This is a genomic window from Nonomuraea antimicrobica, assembly GCF_039536965.1.
GTDB lineage: Bacteria > Actinomycetota > Actinomycetes > Streptosporangiales > Streptosporangiaceae > Nonomuraea > Nonomuraea antimicrobica.
This window is the reverse complement of the sequence record NZ_BAAAZP010000034.1, coordinates 21,006-38,926: the sequence shown is the minus strand read 5'-3', so window position 1 is coordinate 38,926 and position 17,921 is coordinate 21,006. Positions and strand designations below refer to the sequence as shown.

The following is a 17,921-nucleotide window of genomic DNA, read 5'->3' as shown; positions in this document are numbered from 1 at the left end:
CAGACACATCAGGCCGCAGAAGCCGGGAGGGAAATGTCCCTCCCGGCCCAGCCCTTTACTTTTGTCACAAGAGCATCACGACTCGATTTCGTTTTTTCGTACCGAGCATGCCCCGGCGGCTGCCACACTGGGGGCACTATGCGAACCGGACGCCCACTCCTAGCCGTTGCCGCTCTCGCGGTGGTGACCACCACCGCCGCCTACGCCTTCGGCCCCGACGCCGGGCAGAGCACTGCAGCGAGCGGGAAGAAGTCGGCCCTCGCCGCACCCTCGGCGGCCTGCAAGGCCGACGCCCGTTACCCCAAGCGTGAGCTGCGCGGGGTGTGGATCGCCACGACGACGAACATCGACTGGCCCACCAAGACCGGCCAGAGCCCGGCGCGCCAGAAGGCCGACTACGTCAAGATCCTCGACAGCGCCGCCAAGCGCAATTTCAACGCGGTCTTCGTGCAGGTGCGGCCCGCCTCCGACGCGTTCTACAAGTCCTCGCTCGAGCCCTGGTCGCAATACCTCACCGGCACGGCGGGCAAGGACCCCGGCTGGGACCCGCTGCCCTTCCTCATCAGCGAGGCGCACAAGCGCGGCATGGAGTTCCACGCCTGGTTCAACCCCTACCGCGCCTCCTACGGCGACGACACCGCCAAGCTGCCCGCCGATCACCCCGCGCGCCGGCACCCCGACTGGACGGTCGAATACGGCGGCCGCCTCTACTACAATCCCGGCCTGCCGGCCGTGCGCGACCACGTGACCAAGGTCATCACCGACGTGGTGAGCCGCTACGACATCGACGGCGTGCACTTCGACGACTACTTCTACCCTTATCCGGTGGCCGGGGAGAAGTTCGACGACGCCGCGGCCTTCCGCAAGCACGGCAAGGGCAAGAAGCTGGCCGAGTGGCGGCGGAGCAACGTCAACACGCTCGTGGCCGAGGTCGACCAGGCCGTCCACCGGACGAAGAAGCACGTCAAGTTCGGCATCAGCCCGTTCGGCATCTGGCGCAACAAGTCCAACGACCCGAGCGGCTCGGCCACCTCGGGCATGTCCGCGTACGACTCGATCTACGCCGACTCGCGCGCCTGGATCAAGTCCGGCACCGTCGACTACGTGCTGCCGCAGCTCTACTGGCCGCGCGGGCACGACCTCGCCGACTACAGCACGCTGGTGCGCTGGTGGGCCGACGAGGTCGAGGGCAGCGACGTGCAGCTCTACATCGGCCACGGCCTCTACCGGGTCGGCACCAAGGACGACAAGGCCTGGACCCGTCCCGGAGAGCTGTCCGCCCAGGTGGCCGCGAGCCGCGACGGCAAGGTGGTCGAGGGCGCCGTCTACTTCAGCGCCAAGCAGCTCCTGTCCAACCCGCTCGGCGCGATGGACCGGCTGGCGAAGAGCCACTACAGCCGCCCGGCGCTGCTGCCGCTCATGAAGGACCGCGGAGGCCAGGCCCCGGCCGCGCCCGCCGGCGCCAAGGCGGCCGGCACCCGCCTGTCGTGGACGCCGTCGGCGAACGCACGGGCCTACGCGGTCTACCAACTGCCGAAGTCCGGCAAAGACTGTCACACCACCGACGCCAGGAACCTGGTGGCGGTGGTGAGCGAGCCTTCCTACACGACGAAGGCGGAGGGGACCTATCTGATCACCGCGCTCGACCGGCTGCACAACGAGAGCAAGGCGGTCAAGGTGAAGGTCGACGCCGTCTGACGTCCTCAGTCCACGGTCTGACGTCCGTAGGAGGCGGGGGCCGGTCCCTACCCGGGGCCGGCCCTCGCGCATGTCCAGGCCCTGACGCACATCCGGCTCTGACGCACATCCGGGCCTGACGCACATCCGGGCCTCGCGCTCGTCCGGGCCTCGGCACGTGCTGGTCGGGAAGATCTTCCTGTGCGGGACGGCGGCGTACGCCCTGTGTGACCGGCGCCGACGCGCGCCGTCCGCCCGGCCCCGGTCCAAGACGGCCTTGCGCGCGCCCGGCCCGTGAGAGGGTAGTCGGGTCTGATGGCGTGTCAGGGCCCGACTACAGCCTGCCGCGTCACGCGAAGTCAGCGAACGCGGGAGGTCGTCGGCGTGAGGCGCGCGCTGGTCGTGCTGGCCGTCCTGGTCGGTCACGTGCTTGTCGGTCAAGGTCTGTTCGCCGGGCCCGCCCGGGCGGAGCGGCCGGCCGATCAACGTTCCCCGGCCGCCGCGGAGCAGGCCGCGCAGCGGGTGGCGCTCATCGGCGTGTCCGGCCTGCACTGGAACGACCTGACCCCGTCGGACACGCCCCATCTGTGGGAGTTCGCCAAGGGCAGCGCGATCGGCTCGCTGTCGGTCCGTACGGTCGGCAACGTGACCTGCCCCTACGACGGGTGGCTGACCGTGTCGGCGGGCACCCGCTCGGCCGTCGGCTACGGCTGCGGCGCGCCCCCGGCGCCCGAGCCCAGGGGCGAGGGCGCGGTCATCCCCGACTACGGCTACCTCACCGACGTGGCCGGGCAGCGCAACGCGGGCACGCTCGGCGAGTCGCTCAAGGCGGCCGGCCAGTGCTCTACGGCGATCGGCCCGGGCGCCGCGCTGGGGCTGGCCGACCGGCAGGGCGCGGTCGGCCACTACCGCGCCTCCCCGCTCCAGGTCACCCCTGCCGACCTGGAGAAGTGCCGGATGATCGCCGTGGACGTCGACGACCTCGTCCTGCCCTACCTGGCGGGCGAGCAGGACCGGCTGCCCAAGGTGCCCGACAAGCTCACCCCGGCCCAGCGCCGCGAGGCGCTGCGGCAGGCCGACGCGAAGGCGGGCGCGGTGCTGTCGGCCCTCCCGGCCGGCACCACCGTGCTGCTGGCGGGGCTGTCCGACCACGGCTCGGTGCCCCACCTGCGGGTGGCCGCGCTGCGCGAGCCGGGGGCGGAGGGGCGGCTGCTCGGCGCGGCCTCCACCAAGCGCGCGGACATCTCGATCCTGCCCGACCTGACCTCCACCGTGCTGGGCAAGCTGGGCGTGCCCGTCCCGGCCACGGTCGTCGGCGGGCCGCTGCAGGTGGGCGACGCCGGGGCCACGTTCGAACGGCTCCAGCGCGCCGACGCCACCGCCCAGACCATGCGCTCGGCGAAGGGCGTCTACTTCACCGCCCTGGCGGTGCTCCAGGTCCTGTTCTACGTCCTGGCCTTCCTGCTGCTGCGCCGCCGCAAGAGCCTGCCCTGGGTACGCGCCTCCGCCGTGGCCCTGGCCGCCCTGCCGGTCACCTCGTTCCTGGTCAACCTGCTGCCCTGGTCCAGCCACCTGGAGCTGTTCGGCGGCATGCTGGCCTGGTGGGCCGCGATCACCGTGCTGGCGCTGGCCGGGCCGTGGCGGCGCGATCCGCTCGGCCCGCTGGCCGTGGTCGCCGGCGTCACCGCGCTCACGCTCGCCGGTGACCTGCTCACCGGCACCACGCTCCAGCTCAACAGTTTCATGGGCTACAGCGCCGAGCAGGGGGCCCGCTACTACGGGCTGGGCAACATCCCGTTCGCGCTGCTGGCGACCGGCACGCTGCTGGCCACCACGGTGATCGCGCACCGGTGGCCGGGCAAGGTGGGGCTGAGCGCGATCGTGGTGCTGGGGGCGTTCGCGATGGTGCTGGGCGGCTCCGGGATGGGCAGCGACTTCGGCGGCGTGATCGCGTTCGTGCCCGGCATCGCGGTGACCGCGCTGATTCTGTCGGGCCGACGGGTCTCGCTGGTGAAGCTGGCCGCGTTCTGTGTGGCCGGGGGCGTGATCGTGATGGGCTTCGCCTGGGTCAACTACCTGCGGCCGCCCGACGAGCAGTCGCACCTGGGCCGGTTCGTCGGGCAGGTGCTGACCGGGGAGGCGCTCGACGTCATCTGGCGCAAGCTGCAGGCCATGCTGTCCACCCTGCTCAGCCCCAACCTGATGCCGATCGTGATCGTGGCCGTGGCCTTCCTCGTCTACGCGATCGTCCGGCCCGAGCAGGCGTCGGCCGGCGTGGTGCCGGCGGCGTTCGAGCACTCCCCCGCGCTGCGGGCCGGGCTCATCGGCACGATGGTCAGCGGTGTGGTCGGGATGCTGGTCAACGACTCCGGCGCCGCCGTGCTGTCGATGGCCCTGGCGCTGGCGGTGCCGCTGCTGCTGGCGGCCGGCATCAGCGCGCTGGTCCGTCCGGGCGGGTCAGTCCCAGGCGTCGGCGAGCAGTTGGCGGGTGTCACGAAGTAGCTGCGGCAGCACCTTGGTCTGGGCCACGACCGGCATGAAGTTGGTGTCGCCGCCCCACCTCGGCACCACGTGCTGGTGCAGGTGGGCGGCGATGCCCGCGCCCCCGACGTGGCCCAGGTTCATGCCCACGTTGAAGCCCTGCGCGCCGCTGGCCTTGCGCAGCGCCCGCAGCGCCTTCTGGGTGAACTCGCCCAGCTCCGCCACCTCGGCCGCATCCAGCTCGTCGTAGTCGGACACGTGCCGATAGGGCACCACCATCAGGTGGCCCGAGTTGTAGGGGTAGAGGTTGAGCACGGCGTACACCGACTGCCCCCGCTTCACGATCAGGCCGTCCTCGTCGCTCATCTTCGGGATGGCGTCGAACGGGCAGCCGTCGCCGGGGCCGGTGCCGGTCGGCTTGTTCTCACCCTTGATGTAGGCCATCCGATGCGGGGTCCACAGACGCTGGAAGTTGTCGGGGGACCCGGCCCCTGCCTGATCGTGCATAACTAGCAGCATAGGACCCCGGACAAACGGGGTGCTCTTCCGGCACAATCCTGAGCACCGCCTACAGGAGGGCCGCCATGAGTGAAGCGTTGGCCGAGCAGCAACAGCCCGCCCCGCCCGGGGACTCCGCGAACGCCGACTCCCCGGAGGCCGTGCCCCCGTCCGCTCCGTCGTACGTCGAGGCCCCGACCACGGAAGCGGACGTGAAGGGCCGGATCAAGGTCGCCGACGAGGTGGTCGAGAAGGTCGCCGCGCTGGCCGCGCTGGAGGTGCCCGGAGTCGCCGACATGGGCGGCGACCTGGTGCGCGCCCTCGAGTCCGTACGCGACCGCATCGGCATCGGCTCACGGCGCGCCAACCAGGGCGTCAGCGCGCAGATCCAGGACCGCCAGGTGGCGGTGAGCCTGACCATCGTGGTCGAGTACGGCCATGTCGTCATGGACGTCGCCTCCGAGGTCAAGGCGAACGTGTCCAAGATCGTCAGCCGCATGCTGGGGATGAGCGTCACGGAGGTCAACGTGACCGTGGACGACGTCCGCCTCCCCGGCGAGGGCCGCCGCCCGGCCCCCGCCGAAGCCGAAGAACCCTCCTGACCCCGGCCCCGGCCCGGCCGCATCCCGCGTCGGGCCGGGCGCGCTGGTCTCCCGGCGGGCAGGGTGGTCAGCTCACGCGGGTCATGTCGGAGTCGTAGCCGCCGCCTCCGGGGTAGACCCAGGCGCCGTTCACCTTCGTGCCTTCGGCGTCGAAGGTGCCCCGGTAGTAGGCCGGTGAGCCCTTCTCCTCGCCCCAGATCGTCAGCGTGTCGCCGTCGACCTCGTACACGTAGGTGAACGTGCTGCCGTGGCTGTCGAAGTACCAGGAGCGCAGGTCCTCGCCCGGCTCCTGGGCGCCGAACGCGCGCTCCCTGCCGATGATCTCGGTACCCTTGATGGTCATGCCGTCCTGCCTGAGGTCCACGTCCTGGATCAGGAAGTAGCCGCCCTCCATCCACCGGTAGGTCACGGTGCCCTCGGCGCCGCCCGTGACGTTCCAGGTGCCGACGAGCCGGTCCAGGGCCTTGAGTTGAGGGTCGATGTGCTCGGTCATGATCGAGTCCTTTGCCGCCGAAGCGTTCGGAAGTGTCGTACGCCGGTATGACTTCGATGCGCAGGAAAAGGAATCGGTCGCGGACGAGAAATCCGGTCAAGCCTGCTGACGCGGGCGCGGGGACACAGCCTGAGCATTGATCGTCCAAGGAGCGTCAGTGTGCTCTGCCAGGATCTGCGCCATGACAGACTTCACCGATATGGTCCGGGCGCACTTGCCGTCGGCTGCTGCTGATCGTCTGATCGCCTTGTTGCGTCCGGGGATCCAGCTGTCGCACGCTAAGGACGGCGATCCGGTGGTGGGACACCTGGGCGGCAGTGCCAGTCTGCCGGAGGGCGTCGCCTGGCCGGTCAGCCCGGGTATGCGGCCGTTGTCGCTGGCCGTAGCCCTCGACTGCGCGCGCCTGGCCGGTTACGAGGTGGACATGTCGCTGCCCGGCGTCGGCACGCTGCTGTTCTTCGTCGAGGACGAGGGCGACGGCAACGCGGTGATCTACGTACCCGACGGGGTGGCGACCGTTCCGGCGACCCGCGGGGCGGCCTTTCCCGAGGTGCCGCTGACTGCGCGTACGGTGCTCACCTGGCCGGAGGGTGATCAACCACACTTGGTGGAGGCATTCGGCGGCATCACCGCGCTCTATGAGCAGGTGTGGAGGCATGAGTCCCAGGGGGACGAATTCATGGTCGCCGTCGGCGATTGGGAGCGTACCCGTCACGGCTCGCGCCATCAGGTGGGCGGGCATGCCGTGGTTCTGCAGAGCCCCTTCGAGGTGACTGCGGCATACCACGCGGGTGCCGACTGGAGCGACAAGAAGGCACTCTATTCACAGGCCCGCGACTGGGTCCTCCTCCTGCAGCTCGACGAAGACATGGAGGCCGGCATGATCTGGGGCGACGGCGCCCACATGATCTGGGGCATTCACATCGACGACCTGGCCGCTCGCGACTTCTCCAAGACCGTGTTCGACGTCCAGGGGCACTGACCGCGAGGTGAGCCAGGCGATCGGGCGACAGTCCCGCCTGCGGCCCCGGTCAGGACCGAACGCTTCCCGGCCATCGCCACTCGCCGTGCTCTGCTCAGCCGAGATCAGGCGTGACGTTCGCACCGATGGCCTGGGCGAGCTCCATGGGCAGGGGATAAGGGCGCTCCACGGGAAGCAGGTCGGTGACGTCCTTCCTCTCGCGTAGTGCCTGTCGGATGTCATGGACCCGATCGGTCAGGTCAGTGATCCTCACGACCCATTGATCGACGTAGCGCGTGACGGCGTCGCCGGACAGGCCCACCTGGACGGAACGGTGGGGCAGGGCGTTGTGGTGCGGGTCACGTTCAGGATCCCACTGGACGCGGACCGGGCTGTCACGCAGGCGCTTCTTCCACGTCGCCTGGTCCGTGCCGGAGTCGGGGTGGCTGAGGCAGGAGTGCCCCAGCGCCCATTCGAACCCCTCCCGCGTGATGGCGACGGCCAGGACCCTGGTCTGGCCGGGCTTCGTGGCCCAGCCGCAGCGGTACATCATCCACAGGAAGGATGGTTTGATCCAGGTCATCCGTTCCCGTTTGAAGGGCGGGACGAAGCGTTGCGAGGCGACGGCGGGGGCCGCGATGGCCGGCTCGTATGCCTGGTAGACGGTGATCGCTTGGTCGGTGAAGTCGGCACGGATCTGCCGGTACGGGACGTTCATCCCCTCGATCATGGCCAACCGCCTGCCTGCCGGACAACCGGATTAACACCGCCCGGGTCCGGTCAGAGGCGTCAGGGCACCGGGCCGGTGTGATGGGCGCTCAGGCGGCCGGGGCTGGGCCAGCGGACGTCGTGGGCCCAGCCCGCCCGCTCGAACCACCGGATCAGCCGTGCGCTGGGATCGAGCTGGCCCCGCAGCACCCCGTGCCGGGCGCAGGTCGGCTCGACGTGGTGCCAGTTGTGCCAGCCTTCGCCGAGCGTCAGCATCGCCACCCACCACACGTTGGACGAGCGGTCACGGGTGCGGAACGGGCGGTCGCCGAAGGTGTGGGCGATCGAGTTCACCGACCAGGTGACGTGGTGCACCACGGCGTAGCGGACCAGGCCGCCCCACAGCAGCGCGCTCCACGCGCCCGTCCAGGACATCGACCACAGCCCGCCGACGACGGCGGGCAGCCCGAACGACAGCGCCACGACGGCGGGATAGGCGGCGTCGAAGCGCCGCACGTCCGGGTCCGCCAGCAGGTCCGGCACCCAGTGCTTGCGGCTGGAGCGCCGGCGGGCGGTGTAGAACCAGCCGATGTGGGCGTGCAGCATGCCGCGCAGCAGCGCCAGGCCGCTGTCGCCGTAGCGCCACGGTGAGTGGGGGTCGCCCTCGCGGTCGGCGTACTTGTGGTGTCTTCGATGCTCGGCCGCCCACAGTGTGACCGGTCCCTCGACGGCCATGCCGCCGGCGAGCATGAGGCAGATCCGCAGTGCCCGGTTGCCCTTGAAGGCGCGATGGGTGAAGAGCCGGTGGTAGCCGATGGCGATGCCGAAGATGCTCACCAGGTACATCACGACCGCGATGACCAGGTCGCGGAGCCCGATGCCCCATCCCCAGGCGGCCGGCACGGCGAGCGCCAGCGCCAGAACGGGCAGGATGACCAGGACGACCAGGTAGGCGCTACGACGGCCAGTGCCGATCGCCACCGTCTCCGCCGTGCCCTCGCTCTGCCGCCGGCTGCGTGACGTCACGCTTCCCCCCCGTGAGCGGTACGGAATGATCAGTCCTTTTCCATTGAACGGCGGGGCCCCTGCACTCGGACAATGACCTGACGGTGACGATTCAATTACTTTAAGGAGTCATAAAACTGCGCTCCGTAGCCATGAGAAGGCGGTCCGTAGCCTTCATAGATTGTGTGTGCACAGGTGATCATCATTGGGTTGGGAAGGGCTGCGGCATGGGTTCTGTCGATCAGGCGACCACGGGTGGTTTGCTGCAGAGGTACGACGAGGCGCTCGCCCGCGACCCGATAGCGGCGCTCGGCCTGATCAGGCAGTGGATGCGCGAAGACTGGCGGAGCCTGTTCGCCGAGCTGCGCGAGCACCGTCCGATCTTCGTCACTCCCGCGTTCACGGTCGTGACCCGCTTCGCCGACGTGCTGGAAGTGCTCTCCCACGAGGAGGTCTTCTCGGTCCGCGCCTTCGGCCCGCGCCTCGACGCCGCGCTGGGCGCCCCCTTCATGCTGGGCAGGGATGCGACCCCGATGAACTGGCGGGAGAAGGGCCTGATGCGGGTCATGCTCGAGCCGGGCGACGCCGGCCGCGTACGCGAGCTGACCGGGCGCCTGGCCGACGACCTGCTCGACGTGGCCGAGCCCCATGGGCGCATCGACGCGATCGACGAGCTGTTCCGCCCTGTCGCCCTCGGTGTGTGCGCCGGCTACTTCGGCATCCCCGGCCCTGATCAGCAGACCCTGTCGCGCTGGACGCAGGCCATCGTCGCCGACGGCTTCGCCAACTACCTCGCCGATCCGCAGATCCAGGCCGCGTCCGTCGAGGCGGGCACGGAGCTGGTCGCGTACCTGCGTGGGCGGCTGGCCGCGCTGCGGGCGCGGGACGAGCTGCCCGACGACGTCTTCGGCCGGCTCGTCGGCTCCCGCCTGCCCGACGGTGTCGGCATGACCGACGACCGGATCCTGGTCAACATGGCCGGGCTCGCGCTGGGCTTCGTGGAGAGCGCGCCGGGGGCCATGGCCGGGGCGGTCGAGCAGCTCCTCCTGCGCCCGCACGTGCTCGCGCAGGCGCTGGAGGTGGCCGGCGACACCGAGCGCTTCGAGCAGTACGTCTGGGAGGCGTTGCGGTTCAACCCGTTCTTCAAGCTGATCCCCCGGATCTGCGAGCAGGACCACGTCCTTGCCGCCGGCACCCCGCGCGCCGCGCTCATTCCCGCAGGCACGTTCGTACTCACGGCGCCTGCCTCGGCCATGTTCGACGCGGACGTGGTGCCCGAGCCCGAGGAGTTCAGGCCCAACCGGCCGCGCCACCATCGGCTGTTCTTCGGCTCGGGTCATCACGCCTGTCTCGGCATGCACGTGGCCGGGCCGGTGATCGGAGAGGCCGTACGCCGCCTGCTGCTGCGCCCCGGCGTGCGCCTGCTCCCGCCACCCGAGGGCGAGATCGAATACCGCCTCGGAATCTTCCCCGGCAGGTTCGCGCTCGAGCTCGGCACCGGCGAACGGGAGGGCTGAGCGATGGCCGCGAGACGATCGAGTGCCCGTACCGTCGCCACGGACGGCCTGTCCAACCGGCTCAAGTTCCTGGCCCTGACCCGTGGCCGGCCGTTCTGGAGGCTCCTGCAGGCCAGCCGGCCGCTGCGGCGCCGGGTCAACGCCTCGCTGATCGATCAGGCGGTCCGCGAGATGCCGCCACGCCCTGAGCCGTTGAGCACCATGGCCGGCTACACCTCGTGGGCCTCGCTGACCGACCGCACCTACAGTGGCAGGCACCTGCCGCCGATCGAGGTCGCCGACGACAGGCGTCCCAGCCCTGAGAGTGCCGCCGGGCTGTTCACCCGGGCCGAGAGCATGATCCCGTGCCCGCGTTCGACAGTGCTGTTCGCGTACTTCGCCCAGTGGTTCACCGACGGCTTCCTGCGCGGCGACGTCAACGTGCCGCGCGACCCGCGCAAGAACACCTCCAACCACCACATCGACCTGAACCAGGTGTACGGCCTCAACGAGGCGGCGACCGCCGCGCTGCGCAGTTTCGACGGCGGGCTGCTCAAGAGCCAGATCATCAACGACGGCGAGTTCCCGCCCCATCTGTGCGAGCGCGGCAAGATCAAGCCGGAGTTCGCCGCGCTGCGGGTCATCCGCTTCGACGAGCTGACCGACACGCAGCGCGACACGCTGTTCGCCACCGGCAGCGACCGGGGCAACGGCCAGATCGGCTTCACCATGCTGACCGTGTTGTTCCTGCGCGAGCACAACAGGGTGGCCCGGCTGCTGGCCCGGCACTACCCGGGCTGGGACGACGAGCGGCTGTTCCAGACGGCCAGAAACATCCTCATCGTACTGCTGATCAAGCTGGTGGCCGAGGAGTACATCAACCACATCACCCCTTACCACTTCCGCTTCACCCTGGACCCGCGGCTGTCGGCGATGCTGGCCCACGCGCCCTGGCAGCGGGAGAACTGGGCCTCCGTGGAGTTCAACCTCGTCTACCGCTGGCACAGCCTGATCCCGTCGCTGCTGTCGGTGGGCGGGCGCGACCTGCCGCTGGTGCAGACCCTGATGAACGGCTCACTGATCCCCGGCCCCGGCCTCGGGCGGGTCTTCGAGGACGCCTCCCGCCAGCGGGCCGGCCGCATCGGGTTGTTCAACACCGATCACCTCCTGCTGCCGATCGACGTGCGCAGCATCGCCGACTCGCGGGTGCTGGGGCTGGCGCCGTACAACAGCTATCGCGAGCACTGCCGCTTCCCGCGCGTGCGCGACTTCGAGCAGATCTCCGGCGATCGGCGGGTCACCGACGCGCTGCGCGGGCTCTACCGGAGCGTGGACGACCTCGACCTGTACGTCGGGCTCTTCGCCGAGGAACCCGGTTCCCCCCGCGCCATCCTGCCCCCGCTGCTGACCAAGATCATCGCTATTGACGCCTTCTCCCAGGCGCTGACCAACCCGCTGCTGGCTCCGCGTGTCTTCAACGCCGCCACCTTCTCCCCGCAGGGCGTACGGATCATCGCGGCCACGCGCTCGCTGTCGGACATCGTGCGCCGCAACACACCGGAGGATCCGGGGCCGCGCCTGGTCACCATGTCCTGGCGGGAAGGGCCGTGAGCGGGGCGGGCGATCAGGACCCCGAGCCGCTGCGCGCCGCGGCCCGCGAGCTGGTCGACATCGCGGTCACCATTCACGACGCGGCGGCTCACGCCACGGCCGCGCTCACCGACGGCGCGCTGCTGCGCGCCCTGCCACACGGCCTCTCGGCGGCCGGCCCCGCCTACCGCGCACTGCTGCGGGCCACCACGAACGCCCGGGGACTTGGGCACGCGTTCACCGGCGGCCGGCTGGCCACGCTGGCCGCCAAGGCCGGGACCATGATGGGGGCCGAGAGCCTGGCCGTCCGCGTGCTGGCCACCTCGCTGCGGCTGCGCGTGGCCGCCGTCGCGATCGGCCATCCGGAGCTGACCACGGACCCGATGCTCGCCCGGCTCATCGCCGCGGCCGCGGCGGACCGCGATCTGGAGGCCGTCCGCGCCCTGCGCGCCCTGCTCAAGGACCGCGGCGCGGTGCACGCGCTCAGCCAGCTCGCCCCGGTCCTCGGCGAGGTGCTCGCGCTGCGCGCGCTGCTGGACGAGAACCCGCTCAACGACGCCACCGCCTGGCTCATCGCGACGGGCAAGGGCTACGCCACCGCCGACCCGATCACCGGCATGAGCAACAGGGCCATCGCCGCGCTCGACTCCGGCGAGGGGGCCGCGCGCCGGATCGAGCTGACCGTGGCCGAATCGGAGCGGCTGAGCAGGCGGGGATCGCTGCTCGGCTTCCTGGGCAACATCGCCGCGATCGGCACCGGCGGGCGGATCCTCATCCAGAGCCTCCAGGGGCCCGACGGGGTGATCCGTCACGTCGTCCAGGCGCCGGGCATGCGTGCGGGACGCCCCGACCTCGACTCCCCTCAGGACCTGCTCGGCGCGTTCAGCAGCGCCGTCCTGGCCAGCAGTCCCTACAGCCGCGCGCTGGTCAAGGCCGTCGCCGACTACGGGCTGCCGCAGGGTGCCGAGGTGGCGCTGGTCGGGCACAGCGCGGGCGGTGCGGCGATCATGAACCTGGCGCAGGATCCGGCGTTCTGCGCTCGCTACACGCTCACCCACGTCGTCGCCGTGGGCTCGCCCGTCGACTTCAAGCGGACCGCCGACCCACGCACCTGGGTGGCCAGCATCACGAACCAGCACGACATCATCCCCACCCTCGACGGGCAGGGCACGGGCACCGTCTTCGAGCTGCATCCCGACTGGTACGTGGTCGACTACACCGACCCCACCCACCTGTTTCCGCTGTGCCACAGCATCGAGCACTACGTGGCCAACCTGTCCGACGATCTGCCCGAGGCCCGCGATCACATCGACGAGCGGCTCGCGGCCTTCCGTGGACCGGTCGTGCGCTCCCAGGCGTACCGGCTGTCCGACCGTCCACCCGGCCCGGAGGGGTTCCCCTTCCTGACCGTGCCGACCCACCCGGTCGACGGTCCCGACGGAGCGGTCGAACTGCCGATCAGATGCCACCACGGCAACGCGCTCACGGCGTACTTCGCCGCCGACCCCGAGGCGGCCGTCCGGCTGCTGGAGGGGACGGGGCTCGGCTCCGCCGTGCGGGTGAGAGGCCGGGCCCTGGTCGCCGTGCACGCCGCCTGGAACCGGCACACCAGCGTCGGCGCCTACCGGGAGGTGCAGGCCGGCATCGTCGTGCCCGGTCCGTCGCAACCGCACCCGCTGTCCGTCTGGCCCGATCTGCTGCGCCCGGCGGACCGGCGCCGCTCCGGGAGCCTCCTGGTCGGCTCCGCAGTGGACTCGCCCCTCGTCCACGTCCTCGCCCCGCGGCTGTGGGGCGGCCAGACGGTCCTGACGCCACTGAACGTCCTGCTCAGCAACCGGTCCGTGCACGTCAGCGCCGACCAGGTCCTCACCCTGCGCGGCCGGCTCGGTCCAGGACTGTCCGTGCGCGATCCCGACCTCGTCGGCTACACGAGCGAGATGGGTGTCGCGCTGCGCTCCTGCGTACGGACCCGCGGCCAGGCCCGGCTGCACTTCAGGCCCCTCATGCGGCTCACCGTCGAGCAGCGCTCGCACCATCCGCTGGCCGATCGGCTCCGGGAATTGGGGCTCGACGGTGCCCGCCCGCTGCTCTGCCTGTCGGCCGTCACCCGCCAGACCCGCCGGGACAACGCCGTCCCCGTGCCGCTCGCCTGAGAGGGAGCCATGTCAGCCGACATCACGGCGATCAGTCTCCACGCCGAAATCCTGCACGCGGACGCCTGCGCGCTCGCCGCCTGCGCCGAACGCCTGCGCGCCGTCGAGGCGGCCCTAGGGGAGGGTGGCTCGGCGCCGACCTGGCTGCGGGCGTCGGTGGAGTATCACGTCGGCGCCTGCGCGGCGGCCGCCGCGGACCTGGAGACGGCCGCCCGCCGCCTGCGCCGCTACGCCGACCAGGCAAAACCTTGATCGAGTGAGAACGGGGTGTGCGGCCCGTCATCGACACCGGCACAGTCACCTGCCTCGCCGGGCACACCCGCACCCTCCGGCCGCTACCGGCAGCGTCGCGCCACCCTCGCCGCCCTCCTGGCTCCGTGTCCGACCCACTACGGTACGCGTCAGGTCCGACAGGCCGCCCGCGTTCCACTGGCCGAGTGCGCCTGAGAGGGTTGTGCCCGAAACAGGTCACGCCGCGGAGGAGGGCGAGGCAGGCGTTGGTGGCGATCCGGTAGAGCCAGGCGCGCAGGGCCGAGCGCCCCTCGAACGTCTCCCGCCGCCGCCACGCCCGCGGCAGCGGTGCTCGGGCCGTCCGTGCGACGCCCCCTGCTTCTCCTGGCCGCGCCTGCCAGGATGACAGCCATGACAGACCAGCTTGAGCCCATGCCGGAGGACTGGCAGCGCGCCCTGGCCATCGTGGCCCACCCCGACGACCTCGAGTACGGCTGCGCGGCGGCGGTGGCCACCTGGACCGACGCCGGGCGTGAGGTCTCCTACGTGATCGTCACCAGCGGCGAGGCGGGCATCGACACGCTGGCACCCGACCGGTCCGGGCCGGTGCGCGAGCAGGAGGAGCGGGCCAGCGCCGCCGTGGTCGGCGTGACGAACGTGGAGTTCCTCGGCCACCCCGACGGAGTGATCGAGTACGGCACCGCGCTACGCGAGGATCTGGCCGCCGCCATCCGCAGGCACCGCCCCGAACTCGTCGTCACGTTGAACTTCGACGACACCTGGGCGGGCACGCACTGGAACACCCCCGACCACCGAGCCGTGGGCAGGGCGGTGCTGGACGCCGTCGGCGACGCCGGGAACCGGTGGATCTTCCCTGACACCGACGCCGAGCCCTGGAACGGCGTGCGCTGGGTCGCCGTCGCCGGGGTCGACTCCCCCACCCACGCGGTGGACGTCACCGACGGCCTGGAGCGGGGCGTGCGCTCGCTCATGGAGCACCGGGCCTACATCGAGGCGCTGACCGACGAGGACCCGGAGGCGTACGCCAGGGGCCTGATCGAGGGCTTCGCCCGGGACGAGGCCAAGCGCTTCGGCGGCCGCCCGGCGGTCACCTTCCGGCTGTATCCCCGCTGAACCCCCGATCCCCGCTGAACCCCTGAGCCCCTGAGCCCCGCTGAACCCCTGAGCCCCGCTTAGTCCCTGCCGACCCGCCATCCCCACCGACCGGGCCCTCGCCCCCCAACCGCAGACGCCCCAGCCCCGCAGCACGGACGAGCCCGCCCCCGGGACAACCGGCCCGCGCGGGAGGCCCGGCCGAGACGATCGGCCGGGCTCCCGCGATCCGCGCCTACGGGCTCGCGGGCGGGATCAGACCTGCACGCGGTGCTCGACGGCGCTGACGATCTCGGCGATGGCGTCCTCGATCGGCACGCCGTTCTTCTGCTCCCCGCTCCGGTAGCGGAACGACACGGCGCCGTTGGCGATGTCGTCGTCACCGGCCAGCAGCATGAACGGCACCTTGGCCTTCTGCGCGTTGCGGATCTTCTTCTGCATGCGGTCGTCGGCCATGTCGACCTCGACGCGGATGCCGCCCTCCCGCAGCCGCTTGGCCACGTCCTGCAGATAGGGGGCGTGCGCCTCGGCGATGGGGATGCCGACCACCTGCACCGGCGCGAGCCAGGGCGGGAAGGCGCCCGCGTAGTGCTCGGTGAGCACGCCGAGGAACCGCTCGACGGAGCCGAACAGCGCCCGGTGGATCATGACCGGCGTCTGCCGCGAGCCGTCGGCCGCCTGGTATTCGAGGCCGAACCGCTTGGGCTGGTTGAGGTCGAGCTGGATGGTGGAGAGCTGCCAGGTGCGGCCGATGGCGTCTTTCGCCTGCACCGAGATCTTCGGCCCGTAGAAGGCCGCGCCGCCCGGGTCGTCGACGAGTTCGAGCCCCGACTCGGTGGCCACCTGGCGCAGCGCCGCGGTGGCTGTGTCCCACTCCGCCGGGTCGCCGATGAACTTCTCCGACTCGTCGCGCGTGGACAGCTCGAGGTAGAAGTCGGTCAGGCCGAAGTCGCGCAGCACGCTGAGCACGAACCTCAGCAGCGACTTGATCTCGTCGGCCATCTGCTCGCGGGTGGTGTAGATGTGCGCGTCGTCCTGCGTCATTCCGCGCACCCGGGTCAGGCCGTGGACCACGCCCGACTTCTCGTAGCGGTAGACCGAGCCGAACTCGCACAGCCGCAGCGGCAGCTCACGGTAGGAGCGCCCGCGCGCCCGGAAGATCAGGTTGTGCATCGGGCAGTTCATCGGCTTGACGCGGTATTCGACGCCCTCCAGCTCGAAGGCCGGGAACATGTCGTCGGCATACCACGGCAGGTGGCCGGAGGTCTCGAACAGCGAGGACTTGGTGATGTGCGGGGTGTTGACGAACTCGTAGCCCGCCTCGGCCTGCCGCCTGCGCATGTAGTCTTCCATCTCCTTGCGGATGATCCCGCCCTTGGGATGGAAGATCGGCAGGCCGCTGCCCAGCTCGGGTGGGAAGCTGAACAGGTCGAGCTCGACGCCGAGCCTGCGGTGGTCGCGCTTCTCGGCCTCCTCAAGCAGCTTGAGGTATTCGTCCTGCTTGTCGCGCGACTCCCACGCGGTGCCGTAGATGCGCTGGAGCTGCGGGTTCTTCTCGCTGCCTCGCCAGTAGGCCCCGCCGGAGCGCATGAGCTTGAAGGCCGGGATGAACCGGGTGGAGGGCACGTGCGGGCCGCGGCACAGGTCTTTCCAGCACAGCTCGCCGCTCTTGGGGTCGAGGTTGTCGTAGATGGTGAGCTGCCCGGCCCCCACCTCGACCGACTCCTCCGCGTCCGCGCCGCCCTTGAGGCCGATCAGCTCCAGCTTGTACGGCTCCGCCGCCAGCTCCGCCCGCGCGTCTTCGTCGGAGACCGGCCGCCGGGAGAAGAGCTGCCCCTGCTTGACGATCTCGCGCATGCGCTTCTCGATGCGCTTGAGATCGTCGGGGTTGAACGCCTGCTCAACGTCGAAGTCGTAGTAGAACCCGTTTTCCACCGGCGGCCCGATGCCCAGCTTGGCCTCGGGGAACAGCTCCTGCACGGCCTGCGCCATGACGTGGGCCGTGGAGTGGCGCACGATCGCCCGGCCCTCTTCGCTGGAGATCTCGATCGGCTCGACGACGTCGCCCTCGGCCAGCGGGTGGGCCAGGTCGCGCGGCTCGCCGCCGACCCGGGCGGCGACGACGGTGCGGTCGTCGGCCCCGAGCGCCTCCCCGGCCGTCGTGCCGGCCGCGACCACACGCTCGGCTCCGGCGAGGGTGATGCGTAGCTCGGCTGACACGGTGACTCCCTGTGGATCGCGCTCGATGCCCGGCACCGAGGCAAGGTCGATGACGAACACCGATGCTATCGCGGGTCAAACCCCAGGCTTGTCAGCTCCTGTCTGCTCCCGTGGAAGACGTTGCGGTCGACGGGGCTGCTGGCGTATTGGTGGATGGTCCAGTCGTTCCAGGGCCTGGGCACAGGCGGCCGGCCGCGCGGGCTCGCGGGGCTGGCCAGCCAGAGCGGATAATCGCCCAGGCCGGCGCAGTGTCCGCCGCGCGCGAACGCCTGAAAGGTGTAGATGAAAGGCCGCAGGCCGGTGTACCGCTCGACGAATTGGCACCAGCGGCGGGCGAAGCGGGCGACCCGTTCCGGGCGCGCGCGGTCGTTGGTCTCCAGGTCGAGCGCGATCAGGTCGCCGCGGCGCAAGCCGCCGGCCGACCCGATCACGCCGAGGAAGTGGCGTGCCTGCTCGATGGGGTCGCCCTTGGGCCGGGCGAAGTGGTACGCGCCGCAGACCATCCAGCTCTCACGCATGCCGTTCCAGTTACGCGCGAACCACTTGTCGGTGTAGTCGCCGCCCTCGCTCGCCTTGGCGAAGGCGAAGGCGACTCCGTCGTCCGCGTGGCGGGCCCAGTTGACGGAGCCCTGCCAGTTGGACACATCTATGCCATGTAGCACGCGTTTCACCCTGTCGGAGTCTATTGAGACG

15 protein-coding genes are annotated in these 17,921 nt (G+C 70.7%); 9 read left to right on the top strand and 6 right to left on the bottom strand.

Going from position 1 to position 17,921, the window contains the following annotated elements; genetic code table 11:
• The first annotated feature begins 183 nt into the window (after nucleotides 1–183).
• Nucleotides 184–1,698: a glycoside hydrolase family 10-like protein gene (locus ABD844_RS10410; protein WP_344875432.1), complete on the top strand. Its 1,515-nt coding sequence runs from the start codon at nucleotides 184–186 to the stop codon at nucleotides 1,696–1,698.
• A 363-nt stretch (nucleotides 1,699–2,061) separates the two neighbouring features.
• Nucleotides 2,062–4,179, top strand: a complete 2,118-nt coding sequence (locus ABD844_RS10405; protein ID WP_344875431.1) for a hypothetical protein — start codon at nucleotides 2,062–2,064, stop codon at nucleotides 4,177–4,179.
• On the opposite strand, the gene ABD844_RS10400 is transcribed toward ABD844_RS10405, so the two are convergent.
• On the bottom strand, nucleotides 4,135–4,665 hold the full coding sequence (locus ABD844_RS10400; protein WP_344875429.1) for an HIT family protein: 531 nt from the start codon (nucleotides 4,663–4,665) through the stop codon (nucleotides 4,135–4,137). The two genes, ABD844_RS10405 and ABD844_RS10400, sit on opposite strands and share 45 nt — an antisense overlap.
• Nucleotides 4,666–4,742: 77 nt before the next feature.
• Here ABD844_RS10400 and ABD844_RS10395 point away from each other — a divergent pair, with 77 nt between their 5' ends.
• Nucleotides 4,743–5,258 (top strand): Asp23/Gls24 family envelope stress response protein, encoded by a 516-nt coding sequence (locus ABD844_RS10395; protein ID WP_344875427.1) that lies wholly within the window; start codon nucleotides 4,743–4,745, stop codon nucleotides 5,256–5,258.
• A gap of 67 nt (nucleotides 5,259–5,325) precedes the next feature.
• Here ABD844_RS10395 and ABD844_RS10390 read toward each other — a convergent pair whose 3' ends face one another.
• On the bottom strand, nucleotides 5,326–5,751 hold the full coding sequence (locus ABD844_RS10390) for a hypothetical protein (RefSeq protein WP_344875425.1): 426 nt from the start codon (nucleotides 5,749–5,751) through the stop codon (nucleotides 5,326–5,328).
• Between the two features lie 181 nt (nucleotides 5,752–5,932).
• Between ABD844_RS10390 and ABD844_RS10385 the strand changes: the two genes are divergently transcribed.
• A complete protein-coding gene (locus ABD844_RS10385) occupies nucleotides 5,933–6,733 on the top strand; it encodes a YwqG family protein (protein WP_344875423.1) in 801 nt (266 codons plus the stop codon).
• A gap of 94 nt (nucleotides 6,734–6,827) precedes the next feature.
• Here the strand turns inward: ABD844_RS10385 and ABD844_RS10380 are convergent, their stop codons facing one another.
• On the bottom strand, nucleotides 6,828–7,430 hold the full coding sequence (locus tag ABD844_RS10380; protein ID WP_344875421.1) for a DUF4291 domain-containing protein: 603 nt from the start codon (nucleotides 7,428–7,430) through the stop codon (nucleotides 6,828–6,830).
• A 71-nt stretch (nucleotides 7,431–7,501) separates the two neighbouring features.
• Entirely contained in the window at nucleotides 7,502–8,446 is a 945-nt protein-coding gene (locus ABD844_RS10375; RefSeq protein WP_344875419.1) for an acyl-CoA desaturase, read from the bottom strand.
• Between the two features lie 206 nt (nucleotides 8,447–8,652).
• Here ABD844_RS10375 and ABD844_RS10370 point away from each other — a divergent pair, with 206 nt between their 5' ends.
• The 5 genes from ABD844_RS10370 to ABD844_RS10345 all read left to right on the top strand — a co-directional run bounded on the left by ABD844_RS10370 (nucleotide 8,653) and on the right by ABD844_RS10345 (nucleotide 15,029).
• Nucleotides 8,653–9,942, top strand: coding sequence for a cytochrome P450 (locus ABD844_RS10370; protein ID WP_344875417.1), 1,290 nt, complete (start codon nucleotides 8,653–8,655; stop codon nucleotides 9,940–9,942).
• A 3-nt stretch (nucleotides 9,943–9,945) separates the two neighbouring features.
• Complete coding sequence (locus tag ABD844_RS10365; protein ID WP_344875415.1) at nucleotides 9,946–11,532, top strand: peroxidase family protein; 1,587 nt, start codon at nucleotides 9,946–9,948, stop codon at nucleotides 11,530–11,532.
• Nucleotides 11,529–13,664 (top strand): alpha/beta hydrolase family protein, encoded by a 2,136-nt coding sequence (locus ABD844_RS10360; protein ID WP_344875413.1) that lies wholly within the window; start codon nucleotides 11,529–11,531, stop codon nucleotides 13,662–13,664. Before ABD844_RS10365 ends, ABD844_RS10360 begins: the two co-directional genes overlap by 4 nt.
• A gap of 9 nt (nucleotides 13,665–13,673) precedes the next feature.
• Nucleotides 13,674–13,916 (top strand): hypothetical protein, encoded by a 243-nt coding sequence (locus ABD844_RS10355; protein ID WP_344875411.1) that lies wholly within the window; start codon nucleotides 13,674–13,676, stop codon nucleotides 13,914–13,916.
• A 390-nt stretch (nucleotides 13,917–14,306) separates the two neighbouring features.
• Nucleotides 14,307–15,029 carry a PIG-L deacetylase family protein gene (locus ABD844_RS10345; RefSeq protein ID WP_344875409.1) on the top strand — a complete coding sequence of 241 codons (723 nt, stop codon included), beginning with the start codon at nucleotides 14,307–14,309 and terminating at the stop codon, nucleotides 15,027–15,029.
• Nucleotides 15,030–15,263: 234 nt separating this feature from the next.
• Here the strand turns inward: ABD844_RS10345 and thrS are convergent, their stop codons facing one another.
• The gene (gene thrS, locus ABD844_RS10340; RefSeq protein WP_425568533.1) at nucleotides 15,264–17,228 is read right to left on the bottom strand and encodes a threonine--tRNA ligase; all 1,965 of its coding nucleotides are present in this window, start codon (nucleotides 17,226–17,228) and stop codon (nucleotides 15,264–15,266) included.
• A gap of 65 nt (nucleotides 17,229–17,293) precedes the next feature.
• Nucleotides 17,294–17,899: a glycoside hydrolase family 25 protein gene (locus ABD844_RS10335; protein ID WP_344875407.1), complete on the bottom strand. Its 606-nt coding sequence runs from the start codon at nucleotides 17,897–17,899 to the stop codon at nucleotides 17,294–17,296.
• Between the last annotated feature and the right edge of the window lie 22 nt (nucleotides 17,900–17,921).